13 protein-coding genes and 1 pseudogene are annotated in these 13,780 nt (G+C 71.9%); 9 read left to right on the top strand and 5 right to left on the bottom strand.

The features are described 5' to 3' along the window. Window positions 1-116: 116 nt before the first annotated feature. The 3 genes from ACFC09_RS23755 (at window position 117) to ACFC09_RS23745 (ending at window position 3,604) form a co-directional block, all read left to right on the top strand. Window positions 117-995: an SGNH/GDSL hydrolase family protein gene (locus tag ACFC09_RS23755; RefSeq protein ID WP_376531643.1), complete on the top strand. Its 879-nt coding sequence runs from the start codon at window positions 117-119 to the stop codon at window positions 993-995. Window positions 996-1,010: 15 nt separating this feature from the next. Continuing rightward, window positions 1,011-1,991, top strand: coding sequence for an aldose epimerase family protein (locus tag ACFC09_RS23750; RefSeq protein WP_376531641.1), 981 nt, complete (start codon window positions 1,011-1,013; stop codon window positions 1,989-1,991). Window positions 1,992-2,332: 341 nt separating this feature from the next. After that, window positions 2,333-3,604, top strand: a complete 1,272-nt coding sequence (locus ACFC09_RS23745; protein ID WP_376531639.1) for a pyroglutamyl peptidase — start codon at window positions 2,333-2,335, stop codon at window positions 3,602-3,604. Here ACFC09_RS23745 and ACFC09_RS23740 read toward each other — a convergent pair. Together ACFC09_RS23740 and ACFC09_RS23735 are read right to left on the bottom strand one after the other, a co-directional pair. After that, the gene (locus ACFC09_RS23740) at window positions 3,594-4,466 is read right to left on the bottom strand and encodes an EI24 domain-containing protein (RefSeq protein WP_376531637.1); all 873 of its coding nucleotides are present in this window, start codon (window positions 4,464-4,466) and stop codon (window positions 3,594-3,596) included. The two genes, ACFC09_RS23745 and ACFC09_RS23740, sit on opposite strands and share 11 nt — an antisense overlap. A gap of 189 nt (window positions 4,467-4,655) precedes the next feature. Beyond that, window positions 4,656-5,102, bottom strand: a complete 447-nt coding sequence (locus ACFC09_RS23735) for a MarR family winged helix-turn-helix transcriptional regulator (RefSeq protein WP_376531635.1) — start codon at window positions 5,100-5,102, stop codon at window positions 4,656-4,658. A gap of 85 nt (window positions 5,103-5,187) precedes the next feature. Here ACFC09_RS23735 and ACFC09_RS23730 point away from each other — a divergent pair, with 85 nt between their 5' ends. The 3 genes and pseudogenes from ACFC09_RS23730 to ACFC09_RS23720 all read left to right on the top strand — a co-directional run. Continuing rightward, window positions 5,188-6,186, top strand: coding sequence for an NADP-dependent oxidoreductase (locus ACFC09_RS23730; RefSeq protein WP_376531633.1), 999 nt, complete (start codon window positions 5,188-5,190; stop codon window positions 6,184-6,186). Window positions 6,187-6,699: 513 nt separating this feature from the next. Then, window positions 6,700-7,455, top strand: coding sequence for a hypothetical protein (locus ACFC09_RS23725; protein ID WP_376531631.1), 756 nt, complete (start codon window positions 6,700-6,702; stop codon window positions 7,453-7,455). Window positions 7,456-7,524: 69 nt separating this feature from the next. Then, window positions 7,525-7,797: pseudogene (locus ACFC09_RS23720) on the top strand (Ohr family peroxiredoxin); the annotation flags it as partial. Window positions 7,798-7,966: 169 nt separating this feature from the next. Here the strand turns inward: ACFC09_RS23720 and ACFC09_RS23715 are convergent. From ACFC09_RS23715 to ACFC09_RS23705, 3 genes are all read right to left on the bottom strand, one after another. After that, window positions 7,967-9,124, bottom strand: a complete 1,158-nt coding sequence (locus ACFC09_RS23715; RefSeq protein WP_376531629.1) for a serine hydrolase domain-containing protein — start codon at window positions 9,122-9,124, stop codon at window positions 7,967-7,969. After that, complete coding sequence (locus tag ACFC09_RS23710) at window positions 9,121-9,426, bottom strand: hypothetical protein (protein ID WP_376531627.1); 306 nt, start codon at window positions 9,424-9,426, stop codon at window positions 9,121-9,123. The genes ACFC09_RS23715 and ACFC09_RS23710 overlap by 4 nt, the downstream gene beginning before the upstream one ends. A gap of 505 nt (window positions 9,427-9,931) precedes the next feature. Continuing rightward, window positions 9,932-10,360, bottom strand: a complete 429-nt coding sequence (locus tag ACFC09_RS23705) for a hypothetical protein (RefSeq protein ID WP_376531625.1) — start codon at window positions 10,358-10,360, stop codon at window positions 9,932-9,934. 42 nt (window positions 10,361-10,402) lie between these two features. On the opposite strand from ACFC09_RS23705, the gene ACFC09_RS23700 reads away from it, so the two are divergent. From ACFC09_RS23700 to ACFC09_RS23690, 3 genes are all read left to right on the top strand, one after another. Further along, window positions 10,403-10,828, top strand: coding sequence for a hypothetical protein (locus tag ACFC09_RS23700; protein WP_376531623.1), 426 nt, complete (start codon window positions 10,403-10,405; stop codon window positions 10,826-10,828). Between the two features lie 435 nt (window positions 10,829-11,263). Then, window positions 11,264-12,421 (top strand): mandelate racemase/muconate lactonizing enzyme family protein, encoded by a 1,158-nt coding sequence (locus ACFC09_RS23695; RefSeq protein ID WP_376531621.1) that lies wholly within the window; start codon window positions 11,264-11,266, stop codon window positions 12,419-12,421. Window positions 12,422-12,552: 131 nt separating this feature from the next. Further along, a complete protein-coding gene (locus ACFC09_RS23690) occupies window positions 12,553-13,557 on the top strand; it encodes a zinc-binding dehydrogenase (protein WP_376531678.1) in 1,005 nt (334 codons plus the stop codon). Window positions 13,558-13,780 lie beyond the last annotated feature (223 nt).

Below are 13,780 nucleotides of genomic sequence, written 5' to 3'. Positions count from 1 at the left end.
TGTGCGGGTGTGAGACGTTGCATGCCGCCCGACGGGAACCCTCCCGCGTTGTTATGGGTTGGAGAGCACGACGGCACGACGGACCACGACCGCGCGACAAGGGGATGGAACAGGGCATGCGATACCGACGCCGGCACTCACGAGCCCTCCTCGCCGTCGTGCTGACGGCGGTCCTGGGCGCCGCGGGGTGCGGCGGGTCGGGCGACAAGTCCCCCGCGCCGGGCGGCACCAAGGCGCGCACGGTCCCGGTGTGGAACCGCAGCCCGGCCTCGGTCGCCGCCGTCGGCGACTCCATCACCCGCGGCTTCGACGCCTGCACGGTGCTGTCGGACTGCCCAGAGGTGTCCTGGGCGACGGGCACCAGCACCGACCTGGACAGTCTCGCGGTCCGGCTGCTGGGGCGGACCGAGGCGACCGAGAGCAGTTGGAACTACGCGGTGACCGGCGCCCGGATGCGTGACCTCGCCGACCAGATGAAGCAGGCGGCGACCCATGCACCCGAACTGGTGACGGTGATGATCGGCGCGAACGACGCCTGCCGGGCCACGACCTCCGCGATGACCTCGGTGACCCGGTTCCGCGCCGGGTTCGAGGAGGCGATGGCGACACTGCGCAAGGCGCTGCCGAAGACCCAGGTGTACGTGGCGAGCGTGCCGAACCTGAAACGGCTGTGGTCGCAGGGCCGTACCAACCCGCTCGGCAAGCAGGTGTGGAAACTCGGCATCTGCCCGTCGATGCTGGGCGACGCGGACGACCTGGACACGGCGGCCACGGTGCGCCGGGACACGGTGCAGCGGCGGGTCGAGGACTACAACAAGGTGCTGGCCGAGGTGTGCGCCAAGGACCGGCGGTGCCGTTTCGACGGCGGCGCCGTCTTCGACTACGACTTCACCACCGAGCAGCTCAGCCACTGGGACTGGTTCCACCCGAGCACGGACGGCCAGCAGCGGCTCGCGGCGATCGCCTACCGAACCGTCACCTCGCGCACCCCGTGACCTAGTGTTTCCCACATGAGCGAACTTTTCGGCACACTTCCCGACGGCACCCGGGTCCACCGCTGGACGCTGGAGCGCGCGGGAGTGCGGGTGCGGATCCTGACGTACGGGGGGATCGTGCAGTCCGTCGAGGTTCCGGACCGGGACGGGCGGACGGCCAACGTGGTGCTGGGCTTCGCCGACCTCGACGGCTATGTCACCCATCCGGAGCCGTACCTCGGCGCCGTCATCGGCCGCTACGCCAACCGCATCGCGGGAGCCCGCTTCCCGCTGGACGGTGCCGTCTACGCGCTGGAGCCGAACAACGGCCCCAACTCGCTGCACGGCGGGGAGCGCGGCTTCGACAAGCGCGTGTGGGACGCGGAGCCGGTCGAGCACGGTGTGCGCCTGACCCGGGTCAGCCCGCACGGCGAGGAGGGCTTCCCGGGGCGGGTCGACGTCGCCGTGACGTACGCGCTGGACGCGTCCGGTGCGCTGCGCATCGGGTACGAGGCGGTGACCGACGCGCCGACCCTGGTCAACCTGACCAACCACAGCTACTTCAACCTGGGCGGCGGCGGCAACGCGGGCGGCCAGGAACTGCGGCTCGCCGCCTCCCGGTACACCCCGGTCGACGCGGACCTGATCCCGACCGGGGAACTGGCGGACGTGACGGGCACCCGGTTCGACTTCCGCACGGCGCGCAAGACCGGCGCCGGCTACGACCACAACCTCGTCCTCGACAAGGGCGTCACGGACACTCCGGTCGAGGTGGGCGAGCTGCACGACCCGGCGAGCGGACGGGTGCTGACGGTGGCGACGACCGAGCCGGGCGTGCAGCTGTACACCGCCGACCAACTGGGTGATCCGTTCGCGCCGGGCGACGGCGTCGCGCTGGAGACCCAGCACTTCCCGGACTCCCCGAACCGCCCGGACTTCCCGGACACACGGCTGCGGCCGGGCCGGACCTACCGGTCTCGGACGGTGTACGGCTTCGGGGTCCGGGACCAGGGCTGACCGCCCGACGCACCCCGGTCCAGGCGTCAGGTCCCGGACCGGGGCCGGTCATGGGGTTCTCGTCCCGGATCAGACGTTAATCGTGGTGGTGACGCGTCGGCCGGTGATCGACCGCCCGGCGGCAACCTCGTACGAACCCTTCACACACACCCACGACTTCGCCTTGTCGTCCGGTCCGGGCGCCGGGCGGGGGCCGTGCGTCCGCGGTGTGCGCGGTGGCCGTCCCGCGGTCGTCCGGGTCCCTTTCAGGGGTGTTGTCCCATGGCGCGGGTCCTTCTTGCACCGTCATACTTCCGCCGTCCCGTACCAAGCGCCCCACAGCGACGGAAGGCTCGAACCCCGTGAATTCCCTACGCGTTCGCATCGGTGCCCTCGGACTGACCCTGCTCGCCGGGCTCGCCACGACCGCCTCGGCGCAGACCGCCGCCGCCCGCACCGCCGCCGGCACCGCCCTCGCGCCGACGGTGGAGGAGCAGCGGCTCGACCGGGCCGTGCCCCAGGAGATCCTGCGGCGCTCCGGTTTCGACACGGTGGCGCCGGAGTTCGCCCGCACGCTGGGCGGTGCGCACTCCTATGCACAGGCCCGTGACGTCGTCGTGCGCGAGGGGGCCGCGCTGTGGCGGCGGGCCGTCGACCGGGCGCAGGGGCGCGGGCCTGCGGGCGGCGACCTCAGCCGGGACGACGACCGGCCGCTGTACTGGGCCCGGCTCGGGATGACCCGGGAAGTACGGACGTACGAGCCCGCCTTCGCCCTGACCGACTCCCAACGGGCCGCTCTGCTCGGCGAGTTGGAACGCACTTCGCGTGGGCGCACCGACCTCCGGTATCCGGGCGGCAAGGGGCTCAAGCGAATCCTGGTGACCGGTTTCGACCCCTTCACCCTGGACCGTGACATCCGCATCTCCAACCCGTCCGGCGCGAGCGCGCTCGCCCTCGACGGCACGGTGATCGAGACGGCGGCGGGGCCCGCGCGGGTGGAGACGGCCGTGTTCCCGGTGCGCTGGCAGGACTTCGCGGAAGGGACGGTGGAGCGGGCCCTGCGGCCGTACCTGCCGGCGGTGGACCTGTTCACGACGGTGAGCCAGGGCCGGGTCGGGCGCTTCGACGTGGAGCGCACCAACGGCGCCTGGCGGGGCGGTTTCCCCGACAACGACAACGCGTCGGCGACCGGCACCGTCCCGGTGTCCGACCCGGCGAGCCAGCCGCAGTGGACGACGACGACCCTGCCGTACGCGGCCGTCGTCGCCGCGGACACCGGCCGCTTCCCGGTGTACGACAACACGACGGTCACCGAGATCCCGGCGGGCGGCACCGCTCCCGTCGTCCGGCAGGACGGCCCGACCCCCGGGTCGACGGCGCGGGCCGGGGGCGGCGGCGACTACCTGTCCAACGAGATCGCCTACCGGGTGACCCTGCTGCGCGACCGGCTGGGCCTGCACGACACGCTGCCGGGCGGCCATGTGCACACGCCGGTGCTGGAGTTCGGCGCCGGGAACACCGATCCGGCGGGCGGCGCGGTCACCGACCCGGAGTTCGTGCGCAACCGGCTGGACATCATCGGTCAGGTGCGCGCGATCGTGACGGTGGCGGCGGACGCGGCGCTCACGAAGTGATCCGGCCGGCCCGGGTCCCGTCGGCCGGCCCGGTTCCAGCCGTGTCGTGCACCTCATGCACCTCATGCACCTCATGCACCCGGTCGGGGTCGGTGTCCTCCCCCATGTCCTGAGTGGTCTCCTCGCCCCGCAGGTCCCGGGCGAGGAGGGTCGCGCCGGCGACCGCGCCCGGCATCAGGAACACCGCGACGAACGGCACCAGGAAGGCCAGGCCCAGGGGGGTGCCGAAGCCCCAGACCAGGGACTTGCGGGAGCGCAGCAGGGCGAGGCGTTCGCGCAGCACGAGGCCGCGGCGCTGGAAGGCGATGGCGGTCAGTTCCTCGGCGAGGAAGAACCCGGTGACGAAGAAACCGATCACCGGGACGACGGTCTGGCCGACGAACGGGACGAAGCCGAGGGCGAAGAGGAGGACGCCCCAGACGGCGGCCCGGACCAGGATGCGGAGGCTGTCGCGGGCCGAGACCCACAGGTCGCGCCAGAGGGGCAGGCCGGATTCGGGGGCGGTGCCGTCGGGCGACACGTCCCGGTCCACTGCCTCGGAAAGGCTCTCGTAGAAGGGTTGGCCGATCAGGAGGGTGACCGCGGTGAAGGTCAGCACGGCAAGGAGCAGCGCGAGCGCGAAGAGGACGGCGGTGAGGAGGCCGCGGAACAGGCCCTGCCACGGGCTCGACCAGTCGTCGGCGAAGGGGGTCGCCCAGGCGATGAGGTCCCCGCCCCAGACCGCGAGTGCGACCAGCGCCGCCGCGTAGAGGACGAGGGTGATCAGGCCGGGCAGCAGCCCGAACCCGAACTGCCTGCCGTGCCGGACCACCCACCGCTGGCCCTTGAGGAGATAACCGAAACCCACCCCGAGTTCACGCATGCCCGAACCCTACCGACCCGCGCCCCGAGCAGGCGCCCCCGAAAGGGGCGCGGGGAACTGGGGTCCCCCCCTGTTCGAGCGAAGCCGAGAACGTGGGGGAGCGCTCAGCCACAATCCGCCCCGCACCCGGACGACAACCCGGCCCACTCCACGGAACGAAACCCGAAGACCCCCGCCCGAAGGGCACGGTCAGAACGTGTCCGACCGCACGATCCGCCCCAGCAGATCCCGCAGCGTCCGCCGCTCGTCGTCGGACAGGCACGCCAGCGGTTCACGGGCGAAGCGCAGACCGTCGCGCAGGTCCTGGGCGACCCGGCGGCCCTCGTCGGTGGCCGCCGCGAGCTTCACCCGGCGGTCGGTCGGATCGGGCCGGCGCTCGGCGAGTCCGCGGGCCTCCAGACGGTCCACGATCCCGGTCACGTTCGACGGCTCGCACTTCAGCCGCTGCGCCAGCTTCCGCATCGGCAGCGGCTCGACCGACAGCAGGCTCAGCAGCCGCGCCTGCGCTCCGGTCAGGGCGTGCTCGCTCGCCGCCTCGTCGTAGTCCGCGTAGAAGCGGGCCACGACGTCCCCGACGAGGTCGACGACCTCCAGGGTCAGGGCGTCCGGACGGCGGGCCTTCGATGGGGTGGACATGGGACCCAGGATACCCGGTTACTTGACATTATGAAATATTCAGGTCCATTGTTATTTCAATGACTGAAGTAAATGGAGCGCTGTCATGACCAACCGCGAGTGGCACCTGGTCAGCCGTCCCGTCGGCTGGCCGAAGCCCGAGGACTTCGCCCTCGTCGAGACGGAGGTACCGACACCGGGCGAGGGCCAGGTGCTGGTACGGAACGAATACCTCTCCGTCGACCCGTACATGCGCGGCCGGATGAGCGCCGCCAAGTCGTACGCCGAGCCGTACCGCCTGGGCAAGGCCATGCTGGGCGGCGCGGTCGGCGAGGTCGTCGCCTCCCGCGCCGACGGGATCGCGGTCGGCGACCACGTGCTGCACTACCTCGGCTGGCGCGAGTACGCCGCCGTGGACGCGGCGACCGCCGTCGCGGTCGACCCGGCGGCCGCACCTCTGTCCGCCTACCTCGGCGTCCTCGGCATGACCGGCCTCACCGCCTACGCCGGACTGCTGCGCACCGCCTCCTTCCAGGAGGGCGACGCCGTGTTCGTCTCCGGCGCGGCCGGCGCCGTGGGCAGCCAGGTGGGTCAGATCGCCCGGCTCAAGGGCGCCTCGCGGGTCATCGGTTCGGCGGGTTCCGACGAGAAGGTCGAGCTGCTGGTCGACGAGTACGGCTTCGACGCGGCCTTCAACTACAAGAGCGGCCCGGTCCGCGAACAACTGCGCGCCGCCGCCCCGGACGGCATCGACGTCTACTTCGACAACGTCGGCGGCGAGCACCTGGAAGCGGCCATCGGCGCGCTCAACCTGCACGGCCGGATCGCGATCTGCGGGATGATCTCCGGCTACAACGCCACCGAGCCGGCGCCCGGCCCGCGGAACCTGGCCCGGCTCATCCAGACCCGCGGCCGGATCGAGGGCTTCCTGGTCGGCGACCACGGCGACCTCCAGCCGCAGTTCGTCCAGGAGGTCGGCCCCTGGGTCGCCTCGGGGCGGCTGAAGTACCGGGAGACCGTCGTCGAGGGCATCGGGAACACCCTGGAGGCGTTCCTCGGCGTCCTGCGGGGCGACAACACCGGGAAGATGATCGTCAAGCTCTGACGCGGGGCGACGGCAGGGCGCCACCCGAGGGTCTTCCGTAAGTCGAGCACCGGCATCCGTGCCCAGGCTGTGGACAGTTCCACGGTCCGTCTTGGCGTACGCGAGGTAGGCGTCCCCGCAGAGCAGGTTGTACAGCAGCGCGTGGACGCCTGCCCTCCGGTATTCGGTCCGCGGGGGTCCCGGAAGCGGTTGGAGAGGGCGTAACCGATGTCGAGCACGGGGTGATGGTGTCAGAGGCCGATGTCTGGTCGGTCTGCGGGACCGGGCTGGTTGGGATTGGTGGGCCGGTCGGGTGTGCGGGCCGGGCGTGCAGGTCCCGCGACTTCCTTGTGGGACCTGTCGTGGGACGTTGGCGGAGTCGGTCGGGGGCAGCCGGGATCGGCGAATCGCCGTTGAGCCGGGCGGCACGTGCTTGCAAAGCTCTGAGGCATGAGGGCGGGGAGGGGTGAACCGTTTTGCCCGCTGGGCCGTTGGGGATGCCAGGGGGACAACGAGTGAACGGAGAACGATGCCATGCCCAAAAAGTCGCGTGCGCAGTGGGATGCTCTTATTGAGGGTCTGCACGCATATTATGAAATAGTGGAGAATGCAAACACCGTGCCTCCTCGCCCATATTTTTATAAGCCGAAAGCGGGCGACAGATGCAACGTGGGAACGGATATCAATAACTTTCGGGCGCGGGGGATTCCTAAGGATTGCCCGCCGGATGTCAGGGAGGTGATTGAGATGTACCGCGTCATCGAACTCCCAAACCTTAGAGTTCCGGCGGGTAAGTCGCGTGCGCAGTGGGATGCTTTTGTTGAGGGCCTAAATAAATACTTTGAGGTGCCGGAGAATTTGGGTACCGTGCCTCCTTTTACTTATTCTCATGTGACCGGAGCGGGCGTCAGATGCAACGTGGGAGTAGACCTCAACAACTATTGGATCAGGGGGGTGCCTGAAAGTTGCCCGCCAGATGTCAGGGCAGTGATCGAGACGTACAGGGTCACTGAATTCAGAAATCCGGTTGGAGGTTCGGCAGCGACGGTGGACACGGTTTACGGAAAATCCAGTCAGTATGCGGGTACTTCTGTGCCGGAGGATCTGGTTGGTTCGTCCGTCGGCGGATCGCCGGTGGGTTCTGCGGTGGGCCAGTGGGCTCAGTGGACGCTGCCTCCGGGGGGTGGTCCTTCCGGCGCGCCTGAGGTCGGTTCGTCCGGGCAGGCGGTCCAGATGCCGGCGTCGGTCGAGCCTGCCCGTGAGAAGCGGAGGGTCAGTCGCCGGGGTTGAACTTCTTTCCGAAACCGTCGGCGATCGTGGGCGCGCATCCCGGCGGACCCGAGGAGGAGGACGACCCCCGTGCCCATCCAGCAGTCCGACGTCCTGTACACCGCCGTCGCCACCGCCGAGAACGGTCGCGACGGCCGGGTCGCCACCGACGACGGCAGGCTCGACGTCGTCGTGAACCCGCCCGAGGAGATGGGCGGCAGCGGCGCCGGCACCAACCCGGAGCAGTTGTTCGCCGCCGCCTACAGCGCCTGCTTCCAGGGCGCCCTCGGCCTCGTCGCCCGCAGGGAGGGGGGCGACGTCACCGGCTCGACGGTCACCGCGAAGGTCGGCATCGGCAAGAACGCGTCGCTGCGTGTCCCGGAGGCCGCCCCCTGGAAACTGCCACGTGGGGTGCGGCCTCCGGCCGTCGCGGACGCCCGTCGCACCCAAGCGCTCCGCCGGGTGCGCCCGTCGGGCCCAAGCGCTCCGCCGGACACGCCCGTCGGGCCCGGCGCTGCGCCGGGTGCGCCGGTCAGAGCGCCAGTGCCGCCGTGTGCACCGCCCTGGCCAGCCGGTCGTTCTCCGGCGCCGCCCCGCCCGGGAAGGCGCACCGGCGCCGGGTGTAGCCGTAGGCGAGCGAGCTGCGCGGGTCCGCGAACGCCTGGCAGCCGCCCGCACCGCTGTGCCCGATCGCCCCGGCGCCCAGGAACGGGTGCCAGGAGTCGGCGGTCGCCTGGAAGCCGAGACCGTACGCCTTGTGGCCCCGGGCCACCACGTCGTAGCCGACGGAGTGGAACTGCCCGAACTCCGCGACCGTGTCCGGCTTCAGCAGCGGTGCCTGCCCGGCGACCTCACTGATCAGTGCCGCGTACAGCCCCGCGAGACCGCGTGCCGAGGCGATCCCGCCGACCGACGCCGGGCCCTTCTCCCGGATCAGCCGGTGGTTCGGGAGGGCCGCCAGGTCGGTGGGGTCCGCGCCGTGCCGGTTGAACGCGACGGCCTGGAGGGTGTGCGGCGGGCTGAGCAGCGCGTCCAGCAGTTCCCGCTGCTCCGGGGTGGGCAGTATCGGCTGCGCCGGGCGGAAGCGGGGCTCCAGGGCGGCGGGCAGCCCGAGGTGGAAGTCCAGGCCGTGGGGGGCGCGGACCCGTTCCTCGTACAGCCCTTGGACGGTCCGGCCAGTGGCCCGCCGTACCACCTCGCCGGTCAGCGCGCCGATGACCAGGGCGTGGTACCCGAAGGCCGTACCGGGCCGCCAGAACGGCCGCTGGTCGGCGAGCCGTTCGGCGATCACCCGGTCGTCGGCCAGCTCCGCCAGCGTGAACCCGGTGTCCGTGCCGACCAGGCCGGCCCGGTGCGCCAGCAGCTCGCGCAGGGTCAGCGCGCCCTTGCTCTCGGCGGCGAACTCCGGCCAGTAGTAGGTGACCTTGCGGTCCAGCTCCAGGGTGCCGTCCTGCACGAGCAGCGCCACCACCAGGTGCGCGGCCCCCTTCGTGGACGAGTACACGCCGTACAGGGAGTCCCCGTCGGCGTCCGGGCCCGCCCACAGGTCGACGACCCGCCGTCCGTGCACATACGCGCACAGCTGCCCCTCGTAGTCAGGGCGTTCCGCGGCGGCCACCGCGGCGAACTCCTCACGCACCGCCTCGTAGCCGTCCGCGACCGTGCCGTGGACGGTGGTCTGCTGCGTCATCCGTTCTCCTCGACTGAGCTGCCGCGCACCGCTGCCACGGCGAACAATGCCCTTGGCAACTGGGGGGCGAATTCCCCCTTCCGGTGGTCCCGGAAGGGGGGTTCGGTGCCGAACAGCACGGCGCGCGGGCCGCTCACCACCGAGGACTGTCCCACCGCCGCGGCCGGCCCGCCGGTGCCGTCGCACCGGGACCGCCGGTCCCCGGCGACCAGCGGGTTCCGGGCCGCGTAGGACCGCTCCGCCCGAGCGCCCTGGGCGATCAGAACGGGGCTCGGGGGAACGGCTCTCGCGGTGGGGCGCACGCGTACCTCCTCTGGGGGCCTGAGTTCGGTACGGCGAGACGTACCTTGTTGGACTCAACAGCAACAAGGGGGTGTCGGTGTCTCCGATGCCCCGGATGGCCGATCCGGGACCGCCCGCACGGGGCATGCCGGGACCGGGTCCGCGGAGCCGGGAACAGCGGCTGCGGCGCGCTCGGCAGCGGTGGGAGCGACGGGCCGTATGCGCTCAACGCCCTTGGTGCGTGACGTGGTTGGCGCGAAGGATGCGCCCGGGTCCGAGAGCCGCGCGGGACGGACTCCGATCGGGCTCGGCGGTGGACGGGACTTGACGGTGACAGACCGCGTGGCGCTCGGGGGCGGATCGCCCACGACACCGGACGGGGGGGGCGGCCCCGTGGGAGGTCGGACGGTGGGTCCGGGAGGGGTGGCGTGGCAGCGGCGGGTCAGATGGGTCGGGGGGGGCGGTCGGGGGGTCGGTCGGGGGGTCGGGTGGGGGGTCGGTCGGGTCAGACGGGTGTCAGGTGGGTCAGGTGCACCACCACAGGAAGCGGTCGCAGGTCTCGGTCGGTGACGGGCTCGGGGGCGGGTCGGAGGTGGTCGGGTCGTCGCTCGGGCTGGGCGCCTGGCCGCTCGTCGTCGTCGGCGCGGGCGCCGAGGAGGCCGGATCCGTGCCCGCGCTCGACGACCCGTCCGAGGCCGTGCCGGTCGGGGACTCGGACCCCTTGTCCTCGTCCTTCGCGGACTTCGACGCCGACGGGGACGCCGAGGCGTCCGGCGAGGCCGGGGCGTCCACGCCCGCGGGACGCGCGGTGCTCCCGGGCCGGCCCGACTCCTCCGGGGTCCCGGACGAGGGGCTGCCGTCCGTCGCCTCGTCCCCCGCGGACGTGGGACGCGGAGCGCGGAACGGGGCGTCCGTGCCGAGTTCGGCGAGGCTCAGGCCGCTCGCCGCCAGCACGAAGCCGGCGGTGACCAGCAGGATCCGCCGACGGCGCCTGCGGTGTGCCGCCGCCTTGCGGTCGCGCCGGCTCGTGTCCGCCCCGGCCGGTCCCCCGTCCTCCGCACCCCGCGCACGGCCCCGGCCGCGCGTCTGCCCGCGCCGCCGCGCCGCCCGCCCGCGCCCAGCGCCGTCGTCGTCACCGTCACCGTCACCGTCACCGTGATCGTGATCGTGATCGTGATCGTGATCGTGATCGCCTTCGTGGACCTCGGCGTGGACCTCGGCGGCCTCGTGGAGCCCGTGGACCTCATGGGCCTCATGGGCCTCGTCGGCGGTGCCGTCCGGGTCGCGTCGGCCGTCGTACCCCCGCCCGTCGTACCCCTGACCGTCGTACCCCTGACCGTCGTACCCACGGCCGTCATGGGTGCCACCGTCGGCGTGGCCGGCGCGCGTGGGTGCGTCCGCCTCGCGTGGGTACGCGCGTAGCTCATCGGCCGACGTACCGCACCCCGGGCAGGCGAGGGCGCCGTTGAGGTGCCGTCGGCACGGGTGGCAGTAGTCCATGACGCCGGACACTAGGTTCCGCACAGGTCACGTTCCTAGGCGAATCTGTGAACATTCTGTGGGGGAACGAAAGAAAAGTCGACGGACCTGCACCCGGATGGTCACGAAGCCACCGTTCTTTCACCCGGCTTGGGTCGGCCGGCTGGGCCGGGCGCGCTGAACAGCCCGGCCGTCCCCGCACGCCCGACCGTCGTGGAGGTTTCCACGGACGCCCCACGGCACACGGGGAACGCCGCCGGAGGACGTGCCGAAACCGTTACCTGTTCGCCCCATTGACACCCCTGCCGCCCCGTCCCTACTGTCACGCCAACATTTCGAACGTGTGCCGAAATCTCGAACAGCTGAGGGGCAACTGCCGTGCGCATCACCGGAATCAGCACGCACGTGGTCGGGACACCGTGGCGCAACCTGACCTACGTCCAGGTGCACACCGACGAAGGGATCACGGGAGTCGGCGAGACCCGGATGCTCGGTCACACCGACGCGCTGATCGGCTATCTGCGCGAGGCGGAGGCCAACCACGTCCTCGGCTCGGACCCGTTCGCCGTCGAGGACCTCGTGCGCCGCATGAAGTACGGCGACTACGGCCGGGCCGGTGAGATCGTCATGTCCGGGATCGCGGTGGTCGAGACGGCCTGCTGGGACATCAAGGGCAAAGCGCTCGGCGTCCCCGTGTGGCAGTTGCTCGGTGGGAAGGTGACCGACCGGGTCAAGGCGTACGCCAACGGCTGGTACACCACCGAGCGCACGCCGGAGGCGTACCACAAGGCCGCGCGGGAGGTCGTCGCACGCGGCTACCGGGCCCTGAAGATCGACCCGTTCGGCACCGGCCACTTCGAACTCGACCACGCGCAGACCCTCTGCTCCGTCTCCCTCATCGAGGCCGTGCGCGACGCCATCGGCCCGGAGGCCGAGCTGATGGTGGAGATGCACGGCCGCTTCTCCCCCGCCACCGCGGTCCGCCTCGCCAGGGAGCTGGCGCCGTTCGAGCCGGCCTGGCTGGAGGAACCGGTGCCGCCGGAGAACCTGAAGGCGCTGCGGAAGGTGGCCGAGAAGGTGGACGTACCGGTGGCCACCGGCGAACGGATCCACGACCGGATCGAGTTCCGCGAGCTGTTCGAGAGCCAGGCCGCCGACATCGTCCAGCCGGACGTCGGCCACCTCGGCGGCATCTGGGAGACCCGCAAGCTCGCGGCGACCGCCGAGGCGCACTACGTCCTCGTCGCCCCGCACAACGTGGGCGGCCCGGTACTGACCGCGGCGAGCCTCCAAGTCGGCTTCACCACACCGAACTTCAAGGTCCTGGAGCACTTCAACGATTTCGCCGACGCGGAGATCAAGAAGGTGGTCAAGGGCGCGCCCGAGGTCGTCGACGGCTACTTCCGGCTGTCCGACGCTCCCGGCCTCGGAGTGGAACTCGACGTCGACGCGGCGGCCGAGTTCCCGCAGCAGCAGGCCCGGTTCGACCTGTGGGCCGATGGCTGGGAGCAGCGCAGGCCGAAGGGCACGAAGTGAACGCGCGGACCGAGGAGCGTGAAGTGCGTGCGCGTGCCAAGGAGCGTGAAGCGAGCGCGCGGAACAAGGAGCGTGAAGCGAGCGCGCGGACCGAGGAGCGTGAAGTGGGTGCGCGGACCGAAGGGCGTGCGGTGAGCGCGCAGGTCGTCGTCACCGCGCCGGGTGAGCACCGGATCGAGGAGCACACGCCCCGCGCGCCCGGCCCCGGGGAGGCACTGGTCGCCGTGCACGCGGTGGGCGTCTGCGGCAGCGACCGGGAGCTGTACCAGGGCAACCGGCCCGAGGGGTACGTCCGTTATCCGGTGACGCCCGGCCACGAGTGGTCCGGGACCGTACGGGCGGTGGGCGCCGGAGTACCCACGGCGCTGGCGGGCCGCAAGGTCGTCGGCGAGGGCTTCCGCAACTGCCAGGTGTGCGACCGCTGCCACGCGGGTGAGACCACCCTGTGCACCGCGGGCTACGAGGAGACCGGCTTCACCCGGCCCGGCGCCATGGCGGCCACCCTCACCCTGCCGGCCCGGCTGCTGCACGTCCTGCCGGACGCGGCCGACCTGACCGCGGCGGCACTCCTGGAACCGGCCGCCTGTGTGGCCGCCGCCGCGGCCAAGGGCGGCGCCCGGCCGGGCGAGCGGGTCGCGGTGGTCGGCACGGGCACGCTCGGGATGTTCGCCGTGCAGTTCCTGCGGGCGGTCTCGCCCGCGGAGCTGCTGGTGGTCGGCACGGGGCGGGACCGGGAAGCGCCGGCCCGGCGGTTCGGCGCCACCGGCTTCCGCACGACGGACGAAAGGCTGCCCGACGACTTCGACGTCGTCGTGGAGGCCGCCGGGTCCGCGTCGGCCGCGCGCACCGCCGCCGCGCTGCTCGGACGCGGCGGGCGCCTGGTCCTGACCGGCATCCCGGCGCCGGGGGCCGACGGCCTCGACCCGACCGACCTGGTGGTACGGCAGTTGGCGGTGCACACCGTCTTCGGGGCGCCGCCGGACGCCTGGGCGCACACGGTGCGGATGTTCGGGGCCGGGCTGCTCGACCCGCTGCCGCTCGTCACGCACGAGCTGCCGCTGTCCGGGTTCGCGCAGGCCATCGAGTTGGTGGGGGCCGGCGATCCGCAGGTCGGCAAGGTGCTGCTCCGCCCCTAGGGCCCTTCTGGTGGATCTCCTCGGCGTCGCGGAGACCCACCAGAAGGACCCCGCCCCGCCCTTCCGCCGGTCGCGGCGCGACCGGACGACACCGAGGCCGCCGTACACCCGGCCCGTCCCCCGGCCCGTCCCCGGCCCTCCCCTCAGCCAGTCCCCGGCCCTCCCCTCGACCGTCCCCCGGCCCTGCCCGCACCCCACCCTGAGCCGCGAACATCGTCCGATA

Source organism: Streptomyces sp. NPDC056161, assembly GCF_042268025.1.
In the GTDB taxonomy this organism is placed as follows: Bacteria; Actinomycetota; Actinomycetes; order Streptomycetales; family Streptomycetaceae; genus Streptomyces.
The sequence above is the reverse complement of the archived record's forward strand: the minus strand, read 5'-3'. Positions and strand labels throughout refer to the sequence as shown.

What these genes read in the sequence shown, in the direction of transcription:
- ACFC09_RS23755 (WP_376531643.1), top strand. Translation starts at nt 117, where the DNA reads ATGCGATACCGACGCCGGCACTCACGAGCCCTCCTCGCCGTCGTGCTG.
- ACFC09_RS23750 (WP_376531641.1), top strand. Translation starts at nt 1,011, where the DNA reads ATGAGCGAACTTTTCGGCACACTTCCCGACGGCACCCGGGTCCACCGC.
- ACFC09_RS23740 (WP_376531637.1), bottom strand. Translation starts at nt 4,466, where the DNA reads ATGCGTGAACTCGGGGTGGGTTTCGGTTATCTCCTCAAGGGCCAGCGG.
- ACFC09_RS23735 (WP_376531635.1), bottom strand. Translation starts at nt 5,102, where the DNA reads ATGTCCACCCCATCGAAGGCCCGCCGTCCGGACGCCCTGACCCTGGAG.
- ACFC09_RS23730 (WP_376531633.1), top strand. Translation starts at nt 5,188, where the DNA reads ATGACCAACCGCGAGTGGCACCTGGTCAGCCGTCCCGTCGGCTGGCCG.
- ACFC09_RS23725 (WP_376531631.1), top strand. Translation starts at nt 6,700, where the DNA reads ATGCCCAAAAAGTCGCGTGCGCAGTGGGATGCTCTTATTGAGGGTCTG.
- ACFC09_RS23715 (WP_376531629.1), bottom strand. Translation starts at nt 9,124, where the DNA reads ATGACGCAGCAGACCACCGTCCACGGCACGGTCGCGGACGGCTACGAG.